Genomic DNA, 22653 nt, shown 5'->3' with positions numbered 1-22653 from the left:
GACTTCGTTGCACTCTTCTCGAAATGACATGACTAAGTAATAAAACAAGAAATCTGAAGATTATTTAATTGTCATTCTGAGCGCAGGAACTATTTCCCACCTACATTCACCACAATCCCAATGGTAAAGATAGAATTACCGGCAGACATATATTTACGGCTCTTTAAGCCGATATTACTGCTTGTGGTGTATTGGAGCTGAAAAGTTTTGCTGAGGGCCATACGTGTAAAGAATATCGGCTCAAAGAAAATATTATCTTCTTTAGGCTGCACAACACCATTTAAAAAGAAACGATCCATTTTAACATGGCTGATCCTTAAAGCAGTACCATAGTTGATTGGGAAATCGGTTCCAAACAAACGCAAATTATTTTTTTTTTTTGAACTATAATTTACCTGTAGGAATGTCTTTCTATAATCTACTTCCTGCAGTTCGGAACTAATCAGGATATCGTTTTTATAATCACGGAAAGTAATATCGCTCCAACCTTTGCCTACACCCGCATAAACTTCGATTATCCGGTTATCATCCGGGCCAAAAGTATCAAAATAACCACCTCCAATTTCAATCAATTTATGACCGAAATCTTTGCTTTTTCTTTCGCTATTCATCCTAGAACCACTAAAAAGTACACCGATATGATCAGAAACAGCATAAGCGCCATTAACGCTGGCATTGCCTTTTAACGAGATATGTGCCCCACCACTAAATTCACCTTGTTTACTCAACATGGGCGTGTTTGGGACGTTAGGCATATAAACGGAAGAACAACTGGCTGCAAAAAGCGCTAAAACCGGGAGTGTAAAACGTAAGTATTTAATCATAGATGTTATATAAACAGATTTTGGTGGTAAAAATTGTATTAGAGCTCCATTTTCATGAAATCCATCACTCTTTTAAACTCATCCTGTAAACCGGCTTTTAAGTGAATTATTTCTTTCGAAACAGGATGAATGAAGGCTAATTCCGAAGCATGGAGCAACATGGTTGTCATGTCCCATTGTTCCTTAAAAAATTTGTTTTGTTTATTGCAACCATGTGTCCTGTCGCCAATAATTGGATGTAATATATGGCTAAAGTGTCTTCTTAATTGATGCATTCGCCCCGTTTTAGGTGTCGCTTCCACTAGTGAATACCGGGAGGTTGAATGTTTACCAAAAGGCACTGCCACCTCTGCTCTGTTAATTGTGCGAAAGGAGGTAAAGGCATCCTGCATGGTTCCGTTTTCTTTAGCTAAAGGATAATCGATATCCATTGCATCTGGTGTAAAACCGCGTAAAATAGCTAAATACCTTTTATCGGTTTGTCCATTCATAAATTGCTGGTGCATAGCCACTTCAGATTCCTTATCAAAAGCAAACAATAATATTCCGCTTGTTTTTCTGTCTAAGCGATGCACCGGACTAACGTGCTTGCCCACCTGATCTCTTAACAATTGAAGGGCGAATTCTGTTGCATCTCTTGCGATGGAAGACTGATGCACCAATAGTCCATGAGGTTTATTAATCGCTATTAGATTTTCGTCCTGGTAAATGATCTCCAACATATAGCCGCGAAGATAACGATATTATGGCGTTGCAAAAGGGCTCATCCAAATAAATCAAAAGCAAGACGGTAGGTATTGCAATGCGCATCCACAATATCCTTAATATCTGTGGAGTAACCCCCACCCATACTTACCTGGAGGGGTAGATTTTTATCTTGACAACTCTGCAGCACAATTTTATCCCTTTCCTTGCATGCTGCTTTGGTCAATGCCAACTTTCCCAGTTTATCGGTCGAAAGCACATCTACTCCAGATAGATAAAATACAAAATCGGGTTTGGCCCGCTCAAAAGCCTTTTTCAGATTGACATTTAATACCGACAGATATTCATCATCCTTTATGCCATCATTTGACGGAACATCAAGATTCGAAACTTCTTTTTTAAAAGGAAAATTTTTTTCGCCATGCATCGAAAAAGTGAATACTCTTGGTTCATGTTGAAAAATCTCGGCTGTACCATTTCCCTGATGCACATCTAAATCAATTATTAAAATACGATTCACTAATTTTCTATAAAACAGATAATTAGCGGCAATAGCCTGATCGTTTAACAGACAGAAACCTTCGCCCCAATTGCTACCCGCGTGATGTGTCCCACCAGCAACATTAAAGGCAATGCCGTTATCTATAGCAAAATGAGTCCCATCAATTGTTCCCTGTGTGATCCTTAATTCGCGCTCTATAAGCTGAGCATTTAATGGGAAACCAATCTTTCTCTGATCCTTCGCAGAAAGTGTTAAGTCCCTAAGTTGTTCCCAATATGCTTTTTCGTGAGAAAAGAGAATGATATTCTCCGAAACAGGTTCGGGACTGAATAAATTCTGCTGTGTTATTGTCCCCTCATGCAAAAGTTGCTCTGGTATCAATTCATATTTCAGCATCGGAAAACGATGCCCTTCGGGTAGAGGATGTGCATAAAGCGGATGCCAGGCAATTTTGATCATTAGCCTAAAATTTCTCCAACATGTTTTTCGATATTGGTACAGATCTGATCAACCGGAAGATCATTTGCATCGTAACCAAATGGATTTTCTATTTCTTCAGCTACAAGCTCCAAACTCGCTAATACGTAGAGGATAAAAGGTACTATTGGAACTACAAAGTACCCCAAACTGAATACCCATCCAAAAGGTAAGGTTATTACATAAATAAAGATGAACTTTTTAATAAAGGCGCTGTATGAAAATGGAATTGGTGTATTTTTAATCCTTTCGCAAGCGCCGCAGATATCAGTAAACTGGTTAAAATCAGCAGATAGAACAATAAATTGTTCCTGTGAGATTGAACCCTTTTCCAGCAAACCATAAAGCCTGTTAATTAAACTGCCTGCAATCTGATTGGGAATATGTTTGCCCCCTTCTACTTCGATCAAAAAACTGTTTTTACCAAAATATAGTTTTTCGCGTAAGTGTTCTTTTAAGCCAAAAGCATATTTTGGTATGCCATATTCGAAATAGCGCACATCATCATCTGCAAGCTTAAGTGCTTTGATTTTCATGGCCAGGTTACGGCTTACATTGGTTAATGATCCGAGCAGCTTTCTACCTTCCCACCATCTATCATACGCTGTGTTGGTCCTGAAAACCAATAGCAACGACAAAACAAAACCCAACAAGCTATGCATCATCCCCACATTGGTCACATAACTACTTTTCGAAAGCTGAAAGAAAGTTAATTCGGCATAGGCAACCACACCCGAAAAAACAGCTACCGCAAGCATTAAGGGCCATAGCTTTCTAAAGGTATCACTTTTATGGATATGAAAAATGAAGGTACTCCAGTCTTTAGGGTTATAATTAATCATCTAGCGATTTTTTTATCGAATGAATCTTAAACTTTTTACAATAAAACTTCTTTACTTACTTTTAAAAGCGCTTGTCCGGCCATATAAACATCTTCAAAAGAGTTGTAAAGCGGTACAGCACTTAAGCGGATCACATCAGGTTCACGCCAATCACCCAAAATATAGTTGGCCACTAAACCATCAAAAACCTGTTTACCGTTACGCTGTGCGATAATGGATAGCTGCGCCCCTCTATCTTTTGCCAACTTAGGCGTTATAATTTTATACTGTTCTACTCCTAATTCCTTATTTACTTCATTTACAATAAATTCTAAATAAGATGTTAAAGCAATACTTTTCTTCCTTAGTGGTTCAATGAAACCTGCTTTTTCAAAAATCTGAAGTGAAGCATGATATAACGCCATGGGCATTACCTGTGTACAGCTCACCTGCCAGCCGTCTGCCCCGGTTTCGGGAACAAAGCCTTTTTCCATTTTAAAACGCTTACTTTCCTGATAGCCCCACCATCCTGCAAAGCGATTCAACTTTGTGTTGCTAAAATGCTTTTCATGAACATAAATGCCACTTATTCCTCCCGGACCAGAGTTTTGGTATTTGTAGGAACACCAGCAAGCAAAATCAACATCCCAATCATGAAGCTTTAAGGGCACATTACCGGCAGCATGTGCCAAATCCCATCCTACCAACGCACCGATTTGATGCCCTGCTTTTGTAATGGTTTCCATATCATACCATTGCCCGGTGTAATAATTTATTCCTCCAAATAAAACCAAGGCAATTTCATTGGCATTTTCGTTAATTTTAGCTAAAATATCTTCTGTATGCAATATCTCTTCACCTTCCTTTGGAAAAACCTCTATTATGGCTTCTTTTGGGTCAAAACCATGAAACCTTACCTGACTCTCTATCGCATATTGATCTGATGGAAATGCACCACCTTCCATAATAATTTTGAAGCGTTTGCCTTTAGGCTGATAAAAACTAACCAATAATAAATGGAGGTTCACGGTAAGCGTATTCATAGGACAAACCTCTGATGGTAATGCACCAACCATTGGCGCCATTAACTTTTTAAGCGCTTTATGATAGAACATCCAGGGTTCGTTTCCATCAAACCAACCCTCCACCGCATAGTTGGCCCAATTAGCAAGCTGGCCTTTTAAAACTTCCTCAGCCACTCTAGGTTGAAGCCCTAATGAGTTGCCGCACAGATAAATAAAATCTTTTCCATTGTGGTTCGGAAATAAAAACTGTGACCTAAAGTAACGGAGCTGATCAGCTTCATCCTGTTGTTGAGCAAATGATAGGTTATTTTCAAGATTCATCGGATCAATATTACAAAAAAAGCAGGTATTGTTTCCAATCCTGCTTTTTAATTCTTTTAGATTTATTAGAATTTAATCGTATCATGCTTGCCCAGATCTGGTGTATCTCCGGTAACTACCGCTTTTAATATACTGAATAATACCACGATTTTCGAAGAAGATGAATCCCAGTATTCAGCTTCTTCAGGCGTAACTTTTATTAGAATTAATCTCGGATCTTCCACACCATCAGGAAACCAGGCTTTTATAAATGGCGAAAAATAAGCTTCTTTACGTACTTGATCATCTACAAGCTCTGCTTTACCTTTAACTGTTAAATACGTATTTTTTGATGGATCGCTATAAGCTAGCAGCACATTGTTTTCTTTTGAAATTTCTTTCGATTTTAAAGAATACTCATTGGTATAAAACCATAAACTGCCATCGTCTTCAATTTTTGCTGTTCCCATTGGCCTGCTTCCGAATTCATCACTTGAGGAAAATGTGGTGAACATGCAAGTTCTTACGCTTTCTGCCATATCTTTTAAGATGGCTATATTTTTCTCGTTTTTCATGTTTTTGATTGTTTATAGAGAAAAACAGCAAGCCCTCTAAAAGGTTTCTATAAATTAAACCTTATTTGGTTTACTCACATATTTATTTCCTTTTACAAAGAATCGCCAAGGCAACAATGCATGTTCTTTAGCGTAGGCAATACCAACACGTGGCGTTGCTGCAATATTTTCTTCCGGATACCTTATACCGTGATCCTCAATCCAGATCTCATCATTGGCAAGACTTTTGGCATTGAAAGTTTTGTCTATCCCCAATGCCTTTGCCGCTGAACCGGGGCCAGCTGAAATAGCGCCTTTCAAACGAGACATGTTTCGTCGCTCTTCCATGATTTCTATTCCAACAAGCGGCTCTATCCCTCTGATCAAAACCGCATGGGGATCATCTTTAACCGAGGTGACCACATTAAAAAGATGGTGCATTCCATAACAAAGATACACGTAAGCAATGCCACCTTCACCATACATGGTTTCGGTACGGTTGGTGCGGCGACCGCCGTAAGCATGAGAGGCCTTATCTTTTATTCCAAAGTAAGCTTCTGTTTCGATGATGATCCCAGCTGTAAGTTCATCGCCAATTTTAGTATACAGCACCTTGCCAAGTAAATCTTTTGCGAGACTTACCACATCCTCATTTTGATAATAGTTAGCTTTTAATTTCAATATTTTTATCTAAATTATCTATTTAATAAAATGTATATAACCTGCTCTAAGTTAATACGATCCGTTTCATCAAATTTATTTAACATTTCACTATCAACGTCAAGCACACCAATAACCTCTTCATTAACAATTAAAGGTAGGACGATTTCAGATTTTGAAGCAGATGCACAAGCAATATGACCAGGAAATTCATCAACATCTGGCACAATGATGGTTTTAGCTTCAGCCCATGAAGTACCACAAACACCTTTTCCTTTTTTAATTCTTGTACAAGCTACAGGGCCCTGGAAAGGACCGAGCACAAGTTCATTCTGCTTTACCAGGTAAAAACCGACCCAAAACCAACCAAACTGTTCTTTAAGCGCGGCAGCAACATTTGCCATATTGGCAACAAAATCTCTTTCACCATACAATAATGCTTCAATTTGTGGGATGATGGATTGATACTGTGCTTCTTTAGAGGCATCTCTCGTAATAACTAAATCTTCAGCCATTTCTTATGTTTATAGATTCAAATTTAATAATGAAATGTGAGATGCAAGCCTAACTGGTTTTTAATGACAAAAATTTGAATGATAACCTATCCTGAAAATGCTTAGTTTTGGCTTCTTAACCGGGTGTTTATGATTGTAGCCTTAACCATTACTAAATTTCGTGGCCTTACTGTCCCTTTTGCCTTTATAGGAATGGCGGTCTTAAGAGTACCTCTATGGCTAAATAACAAATGTGATTTTTGGAAATTGATGGGAAGTGGCAAAGATGCACGGGTTGATTTATCTCCAGATTACAAGCATTGGGCTGTTTTAACTACCTGGGATAATCGGAACGACTATGACCATTTTCAACATAACTCTGTAGTGATGAAATGGTTTAAAATTTTTGGAATTGAAAGTTTTACGATTTTATTAAACCCTTTAACTAGTCACGGTCTATGGTCAAAGCAGCAGCCATTTAAATTTGACCAAACAAATAAAAGCGCTTCAGGTAAAATTGCAGTAATCACCCGTGCAGCAATTAAATTCAATAGATTGAAAGAATTTAGGCAGAATATCAAACGGGCAGCTGATGCGATGCGTATTGCCCCTGGATTTATTTTGTCTGCCGGTATGGGAGAAAACCCTTTTTTTGACCAAGCTACCTTTTCGATATGGGAAAATGCGGAGAGCGTAAAAAACTATGCTTATAAAACATTTGACCATGCTGATGTAATTAAACTTACCAGAGCACGGGAGTGGTATAAAGAAGAGCTTTTTGCCCGTTTTTCAATTATCGATAGTTGGGGCACATTGAATGGTGTATCTATAGAATTGTAAATAAAAATATAAATGAGAGTAGTAGCAGAACTTCCGCATCCGGAATGTAAGATCACCATTTTTTCGATGAACCAAAAATATATTGTAAAATTTGAACAAGGTACTTTTGAGCAAAGTTATAAGCTTGCAGAACTTGACCTAAGTGGTGGCGGCGTAAATGATGTGTTCGAAATTATCGATGAAGAATTTATCCAGACTGTTATTGCACGTTTTAAGGTCATGCGTTCAGACTTTACTTTAGCTTACAATAGGCATCAATACTAAAAAAAGATGCGATAATTATTTGATTTATAGTCTTTTAATTAGTTAAACAAAACCATATTTGGTATTTTAAGCTATTTTTGATAGGTAAAAAGGGAATTAATGGTAGTTTATATTAAGGTAAATCAATATAAAGCATTGATATTTTGATTATTAAACAAATAAACAAAATATAATTTTGGTACGTCATTTTGCCAAATATATGGGAAGTTAAGATTTTTTGGCACAAATATATCAAAGATGCTAGTTAGATGCTTGAGAGAAAATGAACTCAACCCTGCAGAAGCTCAATCAGACCAGCGAAAAGCAAAAACACAACTGATTGATTAAACCAATACCGTTGTGTTTTTAATGTGTAGGTCTTTATTATATGTCATTGCTAGATCTGATAGCTACGAGATGACAAGAGTACTTTGCATAATCAGGTACCGCGGCATAAAGCGGAAATAATCCAACATTTGTACCCAACTAAATTTTTAAGATATTAATGCGCATTAAGATGCTGAAATAAATTCAGCATGACGATCCTCTTAAGAAAGTCTATAATACCGATCGAAAAACGGTTACTTAATATGGATTTAACTAAGCAATTACCGTATCATGCACCACTACCCTATACCAGTTTTTTGAGAATTTTTCTACGGCATCTAAATGTATTTTATCCTCCTGATACGCATTATGATCTGCAATGTTTGCAAAAGTAATGGTAAGCGAATAAGTAAAAGAGTTATCCGTAACCGGACGTACCGGCGTGTTTGCAGCCAATCCATAACTTAAAGTTTTAATGTATTTAATTGGCTTTAAGCTTTCAAAAAAGTTTTTAAAATCGGCAATTTCATTCTGGGTTAATTGTGGTTTTAACCAGAACATTACAAAGTGTTGAATCTGTCCTTTATCAGCGGTAGGGAATTCTGTCATAGGTTCTTTTTTCTTTAAATATATCAAATCATTTTTTATTAGACATAAAAAAAGTCCTGATGTGAACCAGGACTTTCTTATATTTTAGGAAAAATTAATTTTTTGGCTGTACCCGACCAGATTTTCTGTCTTCGCCTCTACCGATCAGATAACCACCACCAGCACCAACTAAACCACCTATAATAGCACCTCTTCCTTTTTTCTTGTCAATTAAAGCACCACCAACTGCACCAGCGGCACCACCAATTACAGCACCTTTAGCTGCATCACTCCAGCCTTTTTTCTTAGCAGTTGGTTGAGTACCTCCATAGGCACTGCTTGAACTTCCACCAGAACTGGCGTATGATCTTCTGCTACTTGTACTTGTACTAGATCTTCTTGCAGCTGCCAATTCTGCCTGGTGTTTAGCTTCTTTTTCCTTTTCCACTCTAGCTACTTCAGCTTTTTTAAAGCTATCTAAGCGTAAACTATCTTTTACGGCTTTAATGGCTAATTGTTTTTCTGCTTCCTGCTGTTTCAATGCAGCTTCTTCTTTTGCTTTGTTATTACAAGCAAACATAACAGAACTTAATGCGATTACTACCAATATCCTTTTCATAACTTTTAATTTAAATATGACTCTGGCCTAGCTACCTAACCTCACTAAACAAGTTTCATTTGTGATATATGATTTAGTTAATTATCACTACTAAAGAAAAAATGATGCCAAAATGTTTTGAAAATCAAAAAATTATTCCACCAAATCGGTGTACCAAAAACCTGAAAGCCCAGGTTTGGCACAAGGATCATCATGTTGTGACGTATTTTTTGCTGGCGATCTGTATGTTCTGAATACCTGCTCACCAACAGAAAAATCAATTTTTGCTTTAAAAATTGGCCCTTCAAAGGCAAAAGTATGAAATTCGCCGTTTTCACCACAGGGATCAATTTCTGGCGGAAGCTGATCAATCAAGTCTTCGCTGATTATTTTTCCACAAATGTCTTTCAGATTATCCTGTGTACATACAACGATGGTTTTGTAGTTCAGATTAATAAACTCGCGGATTAAGTTTCTGGTGTCTTTATGCCATAACGGAAATATGGCTTCCAAACCGATTTCAGCTAGATTACTTTCGCGATACTTACGCAGGTCTTCCAGAAAAATATCACCAAAAATGGAATGTGTAATTCCTTCTGCTTTAAATTTATTAAGATGCGTATGCATCGTATTGTCGTATGTTTCCATATCGGGCATTTCGCCCAATCGGATTTGATACAAAGGGATACCAATACTTTCGGCCTGTTTAATCAGCAAAGCTTCCCTTACACCGTGCATCGAAATACGATTATACTGTTCGGTTACTGTAGTAACCAGATAACGGATTTCGAGCATTGGATCCTGAAGAGCATAATGTAGTGCGAGCGTACTATCTTTGCCGCCACTCCAGTTAAAAATACAGACTTTTTTACCCATCCATTAAGACACTTTTCAATTGCTCCATGCCATTCACAGCATTTTGTTCAATAGTAACTACATTTTTGTAGCGCTTAACATCCGGAGTTTTTGGATCGATGATATATTTATTAACCTCACGCGGCACGAAATCAATAAGTCCTGCTGCCGGATAAACCGCCAATGAAGTGCCGATCAGCACGAACAAATCAGCTTCCTTACAAATTTTGGCTGCAACTTCAATCATTGGCACGGCTTCACCAAACCACACTACATGGGGCCGCAGTTGTGACCCCAATTCGCACAATTCACCCATTTTTATTTCTGAACCTATAATGGGATAAGTTAAATGAGGCCTAATATCGGATTGCGACCGGGTAATTATGCCGTGTAGGTGTGTAACTTTGGTAGAACCTGCTCTTTCGTGCAGATCATCGATATTCTGGGTGATGATTTCAACATCAAAATTGCTTTCTAACTGGGCCAGCAACTGATGTGCCCGGTTAGGTTTTGCAGCTAAAACCTGCCTTCTTCTTTCATTATAAAACCCTTGTACCAATTCCGGATTTCTTTCCCAGGCTTCGGGCGTAGCTACATCATATACATTGTAACCTTCCCACAAACCGTCCGAATCCCTAAATGTTTTTAACCCACTTTCGGCACTGATCCCTGCTCCTGTTAATACGACTAACTTCATAAATATTACACCGATTGGAATGATCGAATGAACTGATCATGATTGATAAATTTACTTGCTATATAGTTATCAGCTTTAAAAATATCGGGATGAAACATGCATGCTAAGGCCTCAATACCTTCTACCAAAGTGCCAATACTTGGTTGTGTGAACATGTCAAAATCGGCAATGTAAACCTGGTTGTTTTTTACCGCCTCCAGATTATTCCAACCTGGTTTTGATGTGAGGAGTTTCATTTCTTCCAGGCTTCTTTTTTGGTCGAAACCACATGGCGCAATCACCAAAACCTCTGGATTATATTTTAATATCTTCTCCCATGGCGTAACGATCGAATCGCCCGCAGGGTTCGAAAGCATATCCACGCCACCGGCAGCCGCAATTTGAAATGGAATCCAATGTCCACAATTGTAAACCGGTTCAATCCATTCCATCAGCATCACCCGTCTTAATGGTGACTTATTTTCGCGTAGTTTATCCAAAATCTGATCGGTTTTCTGCTGTAAACCTGCTAAGTAACTAAAAGCTACTTCTTCCTTTCCCAAAGCGCTGGCAATGGTAATGGCACATTCAAAAACATCCTGCAGATTATTGGGAGAAAGCGGAACCAAAGTTGGCCGCTTACTCAGCTTCATTACTGCCGTTTCGGTACAAACTGTATCAATATTGCAAACCTCGCATATATCCTGTGTAAAAACCACATCGGGTGCGATGCTTTCTAAAAGCGCATCGTCTACCCAATACAGGCTTTTGCCCTGTGCTTTGGATGCCGAAAAAATCCGGTCAATTTCTATACTGGAATAGTTTTTACCTTCCAAAATACACCGCACGATTTTCGGTTGATCGGCCGCCTCTTTCGGACATTCAAAGGTTACCCCATAAAGGTAATCCTGAAGGCCCATATCATAAATCATTTTGGTGGCAGCGGGTAAAAAGGAAACAACTTTCATTTAATGGAAAATGTAAAAGGTAAAATGTGATTGACGTTCTAAGTTAGAAAAAATCCCTCTCTCGTTTATATTTATTTTATAGTAGCGAATTTCAGCATCAGATATCCATATTACTTTTGACCATTTAAGAACATCCAAGCTATTATGGTCTTATATTTCTTAAATATTATGAAATGTCAATAGCTTGCACATCTTTATGTAAACTACTTACTTATGATCAGCATAGATTTCTAAATTCAATAACTTTAATGAAATAAATTGTAACGAACAATTTTAAGCAGAAATCCCCTTTTGAATTAATCAAAAGAGGATTTCTGCTTATTTTTCGACTGGTTGCTAAACCACCAACTCAACAACTACAACTTTTGCATTTGCAGTTTTAATACCGGATATTTTGCTTTTAAAATTTCGAAAGCACCAAAAAGCAGTGCGCCATAAATAACCGTTCCTTCCAAAAATCTAATTTCGAACGGAATGGCTTTCACCAGGCAGTTCCAGTAACCAGCTAAATCCTGCGTATATGCCGGATTGTTAATCCAAACGCCTAAGTCGGTAACCAACCAGTGAATCAGCACAATGCTTAATGTTGAAGCCAGTAAATTTACTACGTTAACGTTCTTAAGTAGTATTCTGCCTACCAAAACCATTAAAGCAAAAGCGATATAGGTCCAATACCAGCCCTCATATAAAAACGAACTACCACTATATTTACTGAAAATGGTTGAAGCTAAAACAAAATCGCTTAAAAATAAACTTAGCAAGGGAAAAGCAAAAGCTTTAAGGTGACCTTTAAAATAAGCACCGCCAAATAAAGCTACTGCCCCTATAGAGGAAAAATTGGCGAACTGCAATTCATCAGCGTTGAAAGTTACCAGCAAGCGGAAAGCCGTTAAAGCCAGAATCATCAACAACAAAATTAAAGTGCGTGGATTAAATTTTAAATGAGACATTTTACTTCGGTTAATATTAAGGTACAAAGTTAAATTTAATTAGTGTATATTAAAAATTACACCTGTATTAAAGTTGAAACCTAAACTATTGTAACCAATAATCTCATTGTATTTTTTATTCAGTATATTTTTTGCATCAAAGAACAGTTTTACTTGTTTTTTAGCAAGAGCATATTCAGCATAAGCATTTAGCAACTGATAAGAAGGTAAATTTTCTACTGTATATGTCGTGAAATTGCCATCATTGCGTTTGCCGAAATAACGATAGTTTGCACTTACATATAAATTGCGGGTTGCCTGTGCACCTGCGGTAATTCCGAATGTATGTTTCGGTCTGCGAAAAAGATAATCGGCAACGGCATTATCAACAAAGTTGAATTCATTACCTTCCACATAAGCATAATAGCCGTTGATGTTGAACACGCTAAATTTTGCGGCTGGCTCAATTTCGAAACCCTTGGTTTTCTGACTTAGCTGGTTTACATATCCATTAGGGTAAGCATAAATAATGGCGTCGGTTAAATCGCGTTTGTAACCTGCTAAACGCAGGCTGAATTGATCATTTGCGAAGCTGAAATTAACTCCAGCCTCATAATTCTGTGATTTTTCAGGTTTTAACGCAAGATTAGCACCAAATTGACCAAAAAGCATATTTAAGGTGGGCACTTTAAATGCTGTTGAAACCGTTCCGAACAGTTTTATTTCTTTAATAATGTTAATACTTGGAGTAATTGAATAGGTATAGTTTTCACCATATTGTTCGTGTTTGTTATAACGTCCGCCAACTTCCAGGTTAAATATGCTTAAGTCGTGTAAGAATAGTGAACTATAAGCAGCAAAAATATTGGTTTCGGGTTTACTGGTAGCTGATGATAATTTCATCACACGGTTATCGATACCCACTAATAAATCCAGCTTATTACCTAATTTCTGATTATAAAACAAATCCAATACCGATACCCTGCCTTCGTTAACACTAGGATACTGACTGTGTGCATCATTCCGGGTACTTTCGAAGCTATAGTTTAACGTTACTTTTCCGGTAGCAAACTCATATCTGGCATTTGTACCTGTAGCAAAGTTTTTCAGAATAGAATAATTATTGGCATCAGTAAAAGCACCGCCATCAAATTGATAATTGCCATAATAGTAACGAACAAATGGATTTACCGAAAAATGATTATCTAATTTGATTCCGAAGTTTGCATTCAAAGCATCGGTTTTGAAGCCATCGTTATCAAATACGGATGTATTTCCTATTGGATTAGCAGCCTCAGATATTCCATCGGTTTTATGATGGGTATAATTAATATTATAGGAAAAACCTTCCACGCCACCGTTTAAACCGATGGTTCCTTTATATGTTTCGTAACTTCCTGCGCTGGCCACACCATAAATGGTATTTCCTTTCGGACCACCTTTTTTAGTGATGATATTGATCACCCCTGCAACAGCGTCAGAGCCATAAATGGTAGACTGTCCGCCTCTTAAAATTTCAATGTGATCGATTTGATCAATAGAAATCAACCTTAAATCAAACGCACCTCCGTTACCTGACGGATCATTCTGCACAATACCATCAATTAAAACTATTGAATAAGCACTTCCGGCACCTCTAAAGAACACCGATTTGTTTAATCCGGGATTACTGCTTGCACCTGCCACAATAATTCCGGCCTGCTCACTAATGAGTTCTGGCAATGACTTACCGTTACTGCGCTCCAATACTTCGCGACCGATAATAGTAACCACTTTTCCGGTTTGTGATTGTTTCTGGTCGTTTTTAGTTGCAGAAATTACAACATCTTTGAGCTGCAAACTGTCTTGAATTTGCGCACTGGCCACCTGGCCGATCATTAACTGTGAGAGCCCCAGCCCTGCTACAGTCAGCATACATTTTTTGTTCATTTGATTGTGAGTTTTGCCCACAGCCAACAGATCAGAAAAGGAAATGAAAATACGAACAACGTTAATATCTCAATCCTAGCTTCAATCCCCGAAAGCTATGAAATTAAACGCTAAAGGCAGGTCTTCTGACTTACTCCCGGTTTTCCGGCCTTCCCATCCCTACTTATCAGGACAGTGGCAAATGGATTGGAAATCCGTTTAGGAGCTTACAGCTGCGGGACAGTTACAGATTTACACTGTATTCCCTTTTAATTCCGGGTGTAAAACCGGAAACCAAAAGCGCCGCAAAAGTAATAAAATTAAAGAATATGTAAAATGGATGATGGAAAATGGTGATTTTTATAGAAAAAGCTAAATTAGAAATTAAAATTTTACTCATGAAAAGGATGTTAATTACAGCATTTATATCAATCAGCATATCCGCCATGGCACAAAAAACCGATACCATTTTTATAAGAAAGCTGATGGAAAGTAAGGCTGAACTCTTTTCTTCAGTGCTCAATCATCCTGATAAAAACCAGGTGCAGGTTCTTTATACCCAGGTTAACCGCGATGTTACAAATAGGCCTACTTTTAAAACTTTTAGTTATAATTTAGATCCCAATCATTATTTTTATCCTGCAAGTACGGTTAAACTTGCAGCCGTCATTTTTGCGCTGGAAAAGGTAAACCGTTTGAAAAATACTGGTTTAACAGCCAAAAGCATCATGATTACTGATAGTGCCTATAAAGGACAAACTAAAGTTTTGACAGATACAAGCGCAAAAAACAGACTTCCATCGATAGAACACTACGTTAAAAAGATTTTGCTCACCAGTGATAATGATGCCTTCAATCGACTATTTGAATTTATTGGGCGGGCAGAAATTAATAAAAAACTGAAAGCAAACGGACTCAATCATAGCCGCATTTTAAATCGCCTTGCCATTGGTGATGCCGGTGAATCTGCCAAACATACCAATCCTATTAAATTTTATAATGGAGATCGATTGGTTTACGATCAGGTCGCTCAGTATGATCCAAAAGAATATGAATTGAACTTAAAGCATGTGGTAATGGGTATAGGGTATATGGATAGTACAGATAAATTAGTAAATAAACCTTTTAATCTGGCCGGCAAAAATGCTTTCGCCATCGCAGACCAACAAAAGCTGATGCAGAAGTTGATTTTTCCGGAAGCTTTTTCTGCTAAAGAGCGGTTTAAACTTACTAATGAAGATTACAAGCTAATTTACACTTATATGAGTAAATATCCTACCGAAAGTGATTTCCCGAAATACGATCCCAAAGAATTTTGGGCAACTTATGCGAAAATGTTGTATTATGGAAGAGAAAAGGTAACACCTGAACCCCATATCAGAATCTTTAATAAATACGGTGATAGCTATGGCTACATCATTGATAATTCTTATTTCGTTGATTTCAAGAATGGAATTGAGTATTTCTTAACCGCTGTAGTACAAAGCAATGAAGATGGCATATTTAACGATAATAAGTACGAATACGAAACCGTTTGTTTTCCATTTATGAAAAATTTAGGTCGTGCAATTTACGAGTTTGAGATGAGCAGGACTAAAAAGTATAAGCCAGATTTAAGTAAATTTAAATTAGTGTATACTAATTAAAACCTTTAGCGTCATTTTGGGTTTATAGCCTATTATTGTATAAAAAACTATACATTAATTAAAAAATAATATATTCGCATTTCAAAAATTAAAGAATAAATCTCTAATGGCTAAATTATTAATAATTGACGACGAGCGCGCGATAAGGAGTACCTTACGCGAAATTCTAGAGTATGAAAATTACGATGTTGAAGATATAGATAATGGTATCGACGGTCTCGAAATGATCAAAAAAGGAAATTTCGATTTGGTTCTTTGCGATATCAAGATGAATAAGATGGATGGTATGGAGGTGCTGGAACAAGCACAGATCATTAAACCCGATTTACCGTTCATTATGATATCCGGTCACGGCACAGTTGAAACTGCCATTGAAGCCAGCAAAAAAGGCGCATTCGATTTCATTTCGAAACCGCCTGATTTAAATCGCTTACTAATTACGGTACGTAACGGTTTAGACCGGGGAAATTTAGTTACCGAAACCAAGGTTTTAAAACGCAAAGCCAGCAAAACCCGCGAAATTCTAGGAGAGTCAGAAAGCATTTCCAAAATTAAGGAGACCATTGAACGTGTTGCACCTACCGAGGCCCGCGTATTGATTACTGGTGCAAATGGCAGCGGCAAAGAGCTGGTAGCCAGATGGTTACACGAAAAATCAAACCGTGCCGATAGTCCTTTAATTGAAGTAAACTGTGCCGCTATCCCATCAGAACTCATTGAAAGTGAATTATTTGGGCATGAAAAAGGCTCTTTTACATCAGCGGTTAAGCAACGTATCGGAAAATTTGAACTTGCCAATGGGGGAACCTTATTTTTGGATGAGATTGGGGATATGAGCCTCTCTGCCCAGGCAAAAGTTTTACGCGCTTTACAAGAGCATAAGATTACGCGTGTGGGTGGCGAAAAAGAAATTGATGTAAACGTTCGCGTTTTAGCTGCAACCAATAAAGATTTATTGAAAGAAATTGAAGATGGTAACTTCCGTATGGACTTGTATCACCGGCTAAATGTAATCAATATCCATGTTCCACATTTAACTGAACGTACCGATGATATCCCTGTTATTGCCCAAAGCTTTTTGGAAAGCATCTGCAGCGATTACGGGATGCCTGTTAAAAAAATAAACGAGGGCGGTATGTTGGCTTTGCAAGCTTTACCATGGACGGGTAACGTACGCGAGCTGCATAACATGATTGAACGCCTGATTATTTTAAGCGACAAAGTAATTACAGAAAATGACGTACGTGCATTTGCCAATCCAGGAGGTGGTACAAATATTGGTGCCGCTACCAGTACACAGATTGCTGGTATTGGTAGCGCTAGCATGGCTTCTTCCTTTGATTCGTTCAATAATTTTCAGGATTACAAAGATTATGCAGAACGCGAATTCATCAAGTTCAAGCTGGAAAAAAACAATTGGAATGTATCAAAAACAGCTGATGAAATTGATATCCAAAGAAGTCACTTATATAGTAAAATTGAGAAATTTGGCTTAAAAAGAGCTGAGTAGTACTAATTAGATTGAAAAGTTTTAAAGTTGGAATGTTTGAAGGTTATCCGGACAGCATTCCATTTTTTTTGCTCCATAAACCAATCGTCATCTCGACTGAAGTGCAACGAATGGAGAGATCTATTAAGACTGATATTCACTAAAAGATTTCTCCACGCCTGTACGGGCAGGCCTGTCCGCACAGGCGGGCACTACGGTCGAAATGACGATCTCGCAGGGATGAACGTCTAGCCCATATAATCATTCTGCCTCATCAGTAAAGCCCTGTATTTGTTAAAAATTGCCGTTTTAGAAACAAACCCTAAATACTGGTTGTGCACAGTTAATACAGGCAAAATCCATACATTATCCTGTTCCATTTTTTCTAAAACCATTTTCAGATCGTCATTTTCAATAATAACATTTGGTGCAGTTTGTACCAAATGAGAAGCCTGCAGATGTTCCTTATCAGGGTGATTAACCATTTCATTAAATAGCTCCTCAATATAAATTATACCTTTAAAATCTCCCACTTCATCCGTAACAGCGATCACATTTTTGTGCGATTGCATAATCTCATTCATTTTTAAAGCAATTAAATCATTTATCTGCAACTGAGGATAGGTTTTTTCGATCAGGTATTTTAGCTTCATCTGGTTTAGAACCGTGGTATCCTTATCTTCATGCGACAATAACTCTCCCTTATCGGCAAGCGCCTTAGTATAAATTGAATGTTTTTGCGAGCTGCGGTTTATCGCGTAAGAAATGGCAGTGGTAATCATCAATGGCACCATCAAGATATATCCTCCCGTAATTTCTGCAATCAGAAAAATACCGGTTAAAGGGGCATGCATAATAGAACCCAAAGCGGCAGCCATACCAGCGACAATAAAATTAGATACATTTAGTTGTGCTATACCTGAAAGATTAACCACATAAGCAAATATAAACCCAATTAAACCACCCATAATTAAGCTGGGTGCAAACGTACCGCCGTTACCGCCAGCACCTAAGGTAACCAGCGTAGCGATTGATTTCATGAAAATGGTTACAATAGTAAACAATACTACTACAGCCGAAATTGAACTGTAGTCAGCAAAAACACTATTATTGATAACAGTCTGATAGTCACCTTTCAATAATCCTTTAATGGTAATATATCCCTCACCATATAACGTTGGAAATAGAAATACCAAAGCGCCCAACATTAAACCACCTACAATTACTTTCGTATAAGGATGTTTTATTTTATAGAATAATCCCTTTACAGCATAGTTTGCTTTGGTAAAATAAATCGAGAACAAACCGATAAAGCAAGCTAATATTACATAGTAAAATAAAGCATCAACTTTCCAGCCTTCAGTAACCAAAAAGAAAAGTTGTTGAGTGTAAAATAACCTGGCTACTACGGCAGCAGTTGCAGCTGACAACAACAATGGGATAAATGCAGGAATAGTAAACTCTGGCAATAAAATTTCGATCGCAAAAACAATACCTGCTACAGGACTGTTAAAAGCACCTGCAATTCCTGCTGCCGCACCACAGGCCACAAGCATAGTAATTTCGCGATAAGATAAGCCTAGTATGCGACCAAGATTAGAGCCTATTGCCGATCCACTGGTTACAATGGGCGCCTCCAAACCTGTTGAACCGCCAAAACCAACCGTTACTGCCGCAGTAATAATCTGCGAATAAATATTATGTGCTTCTACTTTACTTGATTTTTTCGAAATGGCATAAAGCAAAGGGGTTAAACCCGTTTCGAATTTTGTTTTACGGATAAAGTATTTGATGTACAAAACCGTTAACAAAATACCGATCATCGGAAATATAAAGTACAGGTAGTATTTGTATTTCCAGTGCCAGTCTGATTGAAGAAATTCTTCGATATGGTGGGTTAAACTTTTTAGAACAGCGGCAGCCAATCCGGCTAAAATCCCAACAATTACCGCGAGGATAACTAAGAAATTACGGTTTGATATTTTAGATTTCCGGTATTGATTAATCTTATCAAGGTAATTTACAAATCTAATGTACATTCTATTGTTCTTTAAATAGAGGGAGGATGCCCAAAAGTAAGAAAAACAAAAACAGAAGCCAATTTAAAGACCTCCTTTACGCATCAAATTTATCCAATAATTTAATTAAGGTGGCAAAATCTTTTGGGTAAGGGGCGTCGATCACGATATCCTGATCATCTAATCCTTTAAAAACCAAATGTCTGGCATGTAATGCAAAACGTTTCATAATCGGTTGCTCCTCTTCGCCTTTGGTTAATTTATAACCTCTCTTAATAGAAGAAAGAAAAACAGGTTTGCCTTTATACATTTCATCACCTACAATGGCCGCTCTTTGGGTGGCCAGGTGAATACGAATTTGATGCATACGCCCTGTAATGGGTTTGCATTCCACTAAAGTATAATGTTTGTAGTATTTTAACGAGTCGAAAATGGTTTCCGCTCTTTTACCCTCTGCCCTATCAATAGTTACATTTTTATTACCGTCGTTCAGGATTGGGAGATCAACCATTAACTGATCGAAAATAACATGTCCATCTACCACCGCATGATAGGTTTTATTCACCTTTCTTCTTTCAAATTGCATAGAAGCATGGCGATAACCTTCCGGATTTTTGGCAATAATCAAAGCGCCAGAAGTTTCTTTATCCAAACGGTGACAAACCTGTGCGTCATCGCTATATTGTTTGGCTAAACGTAACACATTGGTCTCTCCTGATCCACCGCGCTCATCAAGTGAGGCTAAAAAAGGAGGTTTATTGATTACAATAAAATCATTGTCTTCGAAAAGAATTAAGTCTTTAAAATTTGGAAACTTCAAATCGTGCAGTAATTAATGAGGCGCAAAAATACGATTTTATTTTTTAAGGTTTTCGTCACCCTGAATTTATTTCAAGGGTCTCCACTAACAAAGGTGCTGACCACGCAGTAGCTACAAGTCCATTGAAACACTATTCCTTGCTTGTAAAATAAATTTAGCATGAAGAATGCTTTACTGGCATTCTCATTCTGAACTTCCGCCCGGCCGGGCGGACGGGTGTTTCAGGATACAATTGAAGCTTTAATTATATAAAAAAGCCGTCCAGATGCTAGATCTGGACGGCGTATTTTTTTAACGTTGATACATTTACGCTAACTCGAACTTATAACCCACTCCTTTTACGGTTGAAACATATGTTTCACCTAACTTTTCCCTTAATTTGCGGATATGCACATCTATTGTCCTGTTGGTTACCACGACTGAATCTTCCCAGATATTTTTAAGGATCGACTCACGGGTATATACTTTACCGGGTTTTGATGCCAATAAGTATAAAAGTTCAAATTCTTTTTTGGCCAATACCACTTTACTACCACCTTGAAAAACCAAATAAGCTTCACGGTCGATGACTAGATCGCCAATCTCTAATTTGTTTTCAGACACTTCTTCCGTACCTGCATTCCGTCTCAAAATTGCGTTAATCCGGCTAACCAAAGCACGTGATTTAATAGGTTTTGCAATATAATCATCAGCACCCACATTGAAACCCGCTATTTCTGAATACTCCTCACTTCTAGCAGTTAAGAACACCATAAATGTATTTTTAAATTCGGGTATTGCACGCATTAAACGGCAAGCCTCAATACCATCCATTTTAGGCATCATTATATCCAGAATAATCAAATCCGGATGTACCTTTTTCGCAACAGTAATTCCTTCCTGGCCATTGGTAGCTGTAAAAACCTGATAACCCTCTTTTTTAAGATTATACTCAATAAGCTCCAGAATATCTGGTTCATCATCAACAATTAATATTTTCTGACCTGCGTTGTTCATAGTTAAATATTTGTTACGAAAGTAGTGTCTATGATGCAATATTTAGTTAAGCCTAAGTTAAGAAATTGTTAATTACTTAAATTAGTTTAACATGGAATTAGTTTTAACGTAACGTTTTGGCTAAGAACGCATCTAGTTCCTCACCACGCAGGTTTTTAGCCACTATTTTTCCTGCAGGATCAACCAGATAAGATGTTGGTATCGCTTGAACCTGGTATTTTTTTACGGTTTCGCCATTAAAATCTTTCAGTTCTGAAACATGCGTCCATGTTAAGCCGTCTGCTTTCACTGCACCCAACCATGCTGCTTTATCCGTATCCAGTGAAATGCCAATAATATCAAAGTTCTTACTTTTATATTTATTGTAAACCTTCACCACATTTGGATTCTCCTGACGGCAAGGCTGGCACCATGATGCCCAAAAGTCGATCAATACATATTTACCTTTATAATCTGATAAACTTACGGCCTTGTTATCTGCCGTATTAATGGTAAATGACGGAGCAACCTGCCCAACCTGAACCGCTTTTAAAAGCGCCATCTGTTTCACAAAGGCATCTACCGTAGCATTACCTTTAATCTCGTCTTTAACCTCCTCGGCAAATTTTACCAGTTCAGCTTCAAATTCCTGCGGACTTAAGGTATTCATGGCATAGAAACTGGCTAGCGTGCCTTTATTGTCTTTCGCAAATTTTATGATCTGTGTGTTCAATTGATTAATGTAAGATTCATACTGAGGTTTCATTGATTCCAGTACGGCCGCCCTATTTTGAGGTTGTGTTGCGACTTTTGCTTCAAAATCTGCTTGTAATTTTTCAACCTGTTTGGCGAAATTGTTTCTAATAGCATTTAGTTCTGATAATTTTTCTACTTCATTTGCACCTGAGATTTTATAAGCCATATTTTTATCGGCCAAATCAGCTTCCAATTTAATTTCATCGCCATTTTTTGCAATTAACATGAACTCATGGTTACCTACTGATACCCTGAAGAAATCAACAGATGGTGTTTTGCGAATGAATTTAAATTCACCTTTTTCTGATAAATTGGTTGAATCGATTGCAACCATATTGCTATTTTGCATGCCGTACAAAAACACTTTCTTTTGCGCACCTGGATTTTGAAACTTTCCGTCAATTGTAAAAACTATCTTTAGATTTGCATGCCATGAAAGCAATCGCGATCAGCATGATCAGGCTCAATTGTTTTATTCTCATTTATTTCAGTTTTTCAAGTATTAACTCATTTAATTTTTTTGCATCGGCCCTTCCCTTTGCAAGTTTCATTACATCGCCCACGAATAAACCTAAAACGCCCTTTTTCCCTTTTTTATACGCTTCAACCTGTTGCGGGTATTTATTTAACACTTCTTCGATAAATGCATCCAATT

Annotated in this window: 24 protein-coding genes and 1 riboswitch; of the genes, 4 read left to right on the top strand and 20 right to left on the bottom strand. The window is 37.6% G+C overall.

Going from position 1 to position 22653, the window contains the following annotated elements; translation table 11 throughout:
- Positions 1-89: 89 nt before the first annotated feature.
- The 8 genes from PGN18_RS21140 to PGN18_RS21105 all read right to left on the bottom strand — a co-directional run bounded on the left by PGN18_RS21140 (position 90) and on the right by PGN18_RS21105 (position 6383).
- Positions 90-824 (bottom strand): hypothetical protein, encoded by a 735-nt coding sequence (locus tag PGN18_RS21140; RefSeq protein WP_335321566.1) that lies wholly within the window; start codon positions 822-824, stop codon positions 90-92.
- Positions 825-862: 38 nt separating this feature from the next.
- Positions 863-1546, bottom strand: coding sequence for a pseudouridine synthase (locus tag PGN18_RS21135; RefSeq protein WP_335321565.1), 684 nt, complete (start codon positions 1544-1546; stop codon positions 863-865).
- A gap of 41 nt (positions 1547-1587) precedes the next feature.
- Positions 1588-2490, bottom strand: a complete 903-nt coding sequence (locus PGN18_RS21130) for a histone deacetylase family protein (RefSeq protein WP_335321564.1) — start codon at positions 2488-2490, stop codon at positions 1588-1590.
- A complete protein-coding gene (locus tag PGN18_RS21125; protein ID WP_335321563.1) occupies positions 2490-3350 on the bottom strand; it encodes a bestrophin family protein in 861 nt (286 codons plus the stop codon). Before PGN18_RS21125 ends, PGN18_RS21130 begins: the two co-directional genes overlap by 1 nt.
- Before the next feature lie 35 nt (positions 3351-3385).
- Complete coding sequence (gene kynU / locus PGN18_RS21120; protein WP_335321562.1) at positions 3386-4675, bottom strand: kynureninase; 1290 nt, start codon at positions 4673-4675, stop codon at positions 3386-3388.
- Between the two features lie 65 nt (positions 4676-4740).
- The gene (locus PGN18_RS21115; RefSeq protein WP_335321561.1) at positions 4741-5229 is read right to left on the bottom strand and encodes a pyridoxamine 5'-phosphate oxidase family protein; all 489 of its coding nucleotides are present in this window, start codon (positions 5227-5229) and stop codon (positions 4741-4743) included.
- Positions 5230-5283: 54 nt separating this feature from the next.
- A complete protein-coding gene (locus PGN18_RS21110; protein ID WP_335321560.1) occupies positions 5284-5889 on the bottom strand; it encodes a DNA-3-methyladenine glycosylase in 606 nt (201 codons plus the stop codon).
- 14 nt (positions 5890-5903) lie between these two features.
- The gene (locus PGN18_RS21105; RefSeq protein WP_335321559.1) at positions 5904-6383 is read right to left on the bottom strand and encodes a GAF domain-containing protein; all 480 of its coding nucleotides are present in this window, start codon (positions 6381-6383) and stop codon (positions 5904-5906) included.
- A 129-nt stretch (positions 6384-6512) separates the two neighbouring features.
- Between PGN18_RS21105 and PGN18_RS21100 the strand changes: the two genes are divergently transcribed.
- Both PGN18_RS21100 and PGN18_RS21095 read left to right on the top strand, forming a co-directional pair.
- Positions 6513-7202 carry a DUF3291 domain-containing protein gene (locus PGN18_RS21100; protein ID WP_335321558.1) on the top strand — a complete coding sequence of 230 codons (690 nt, stop codon included), beginning with the start codon at positions 6513-6515 and terminating at the stop codon, positions 7200-7202.
- Between the two features lie 12 nt (positions 7203-7214).
- On the top strand, positions 7215-7466 hold the full coding sequence (locus tag PGN18_RS21095) for a hypothetical protein (protein ID WP_293787754.1): 252 nt from the start codon (positions 7215-7217) through the stop codon (positions 7464-7466).
- Between the two features lie 579 nt (positions 7467-8045).
- Here PGN18_RS21095 and PGN18_RS21090 read toward each other — a convergent pair.
- The 7 genes from PGN18_RS21090 to PGN18_RS21060 form a co-directional block, all read right to left on the bottom strand.
- Positions 8046-8381 carry a Dabb family protein gene (locus PGN18_RS21090; protein WP_335321557.1) on the bottom strand — a complete coding sequence of 112 codons (336 nt, stop codon included), beginning with the start codon at positions 8379-8381 and terminating at the stop codon, positions 8046-8048.
- 94 nt (positions 8382-8475) lie between these two features.
- Positions 8476-8979 carry a YMGG-like glycine zipper-containing protein gene (locus tag PGN18_RS21085; protein ID WP_335321556.1) on the bottom strand — a complete coding sequence of 168 codons (504 nt, stop codon included), beginning with the start codon at positions 8977-8979 and terminating at the stop codon, positions 8476-8478.
- A 132-nt stretch (positions 8980-9111) separates the two neighbouring features.
- Positions 9112-9834 carry a diphthine--ammonia ligase gene (locus tag PGN18_RS21080; RefSeq protein ID WP_335321555.1) on the bottom strand — a complete coding sequence of 241 codons (723 nt, stop codon included), beginning with the start codon at positions 9832-9834 and terminating at the stop codon, positions 9112-9114.
- Entirely contained in the window at positions 9827-10510 is a 684-nt protein-coding gene (locus PGN18_RS21075) for an SIR2 family NAD-dependent protein deacylase (RefSeq protein WP_335321554.1), read from the bottom strand. Before PGN18_RS21075 ends, PGN18_RS21080 begins: the two co-directional genes overlap by 8 nt.
- 5 nt (positions 10511-10515) lie before the next feature.
- The gene (locus PGN18_RS21070) at positions 10516-11457 is read right to left on the bottom strand and encodes an ABC transporter substrate-binding protein (protein ID WP_335321553.1); all 942 of its coding nucleotides are present in this window, start codon (positions 11455-11457) and stop codon (positions 10516-10518) included.
- Between the two features lie 356 nt (positions 11458-11813).
- The gene (locus PGN18_RS21065) at positions 11814-12407 is read right to left on the bottom strand and encodes a DUF6580 family putative transport protein (protein WP_335321552.1); all 594 of its coding nucleotides are present in this window, start codon (positions 12405-12407) and stop codon (positions 11814-11816) included.
- A 39-nt stretch (positions 12408-12446) separates the two neighbouring features.
- Entirely contained in the window at positions 12447-14315 is a 1869-nt protein-coding gene (locus tag PGN18_RS21060; protein ID WP_335321551.1) for a TonB-dependent receptor plug domain-containing protein, read from the bottom strand.
- Positions 14316-14413: 98 nt separating this feature from the next.
- Positions 14414-14608: riboswitch (cobalamin riboswitch) on the bottom strand.
- Between the two features lie 84 nt (positions 14609-14692).
- Here PGN18_RS21060 and PGN18_RS21055 point away from each other — a divergent pair.
- Both PGN18_RS21055 and PGN18_RS21050 read left to right on the top strand, forming a co-directional pair.
- Complete coding sequence (locus PGN18_RS21055) at positions 14693-15940, top strand: serine hydrolase (protein ID WP_335321550.1); 1248 nt, start codon at positions 14693-14695, stop codon at positions 15938-15940.
- A 106-nt stretch (positions 15941-16046) separates the two neighbouring features.
- Positions 16047-17450 (top strand): sigma-54-dependent transcriptional regulator, encoded by a 1404-nt coding sequence (locus tag PGN18_RS21050; RefSeq protein WP_335321549.1) that lies wholly within the window; start codon positions 16047-16049, stop codon positions 17448-17450.
- A gap of 227 nt (positions 17451-17677) precedes the next feature.
- Here PGN18_RS21050 and PGN18_RS21045 read toward each other — a convergent pair whose 3' ends face one another.
- From PGN18_RS21045 to PGN18_RS21025, 5 genes are all read right to left on the bottom strand, one after another.
- Positions 17678-19468: a chloride channel protein gene (locus PGN18_RS21045; protein WP_335321548.1), complete on the bottom strand. Its 1791-nt coding sequence runs from the start codon at positions 19466-19468 to the stop codon at positions 17678-17680.
- Positions 19469-19544: 76 nt separating this feature from the next.
- Entirely contained in the window at positions 19545-20267 is a 723-nt protein-coding gene (locus PGN18_RS21040) for an RluA family pseudouridine synthase (RefSeq protein WP_335321547.1), read from the bottom strand.
- Positions 20268-20573: 306 nt separating this feature from the next.
- Positions 20574-21263 carry a response regulator transcription factor gene (locus PGN18_RS21035; RefSeq protein WP_335321546.1) on the bottom strand — a complete coding sequence of 230 codons (690 nt, stop codon included), beginning with the start codon at positions 21261-21263 and terminating at the stop codon, positions 20574-20576.
- Positions 21264-21366: 103 nt separating this feature from the next.
- A complete protein-coding gene (locus PGN18_RS21030) occupies positions 21367-22347 on the bottom strand; it encodes a peroxiredoxin family protein (RefSeq protein ID WP_335321545.1) in 981 nt (326 codons plus the stop codon).
- Positions 22348-22480: 133 nt separating this feature from the next.
- On the bottom strand, positions 22481-22651 hold the full coding sequence (locus tag PGN18_RS21025; RefSeq protein ID WP_335321609.1) for a hypothetical protein: 171 nt from the start codon (positions 22649-22651) through the stop codon (positions 22481-22483).
- Between the last annotated feature and the right edge of the window lie 2 nt (positions 22652-22653).

It is taken from the genome of Pedobacter terrae (assembly GCF_036946585.1).
In the GTDB taxonomy this organism is placed as follows: domain Bacteria; phylum Bacteroidota; class Bacteroidia; order Sphingobacteriales; family Sphingobacteriaceae; genus Pedobacter; species Pedobacter terrae_C.
The sequence above is the reverse complement of the archived record's forward strand: the minus strand, read 5'-3'. Positions and strand labels throughout refer to the sequence as shown.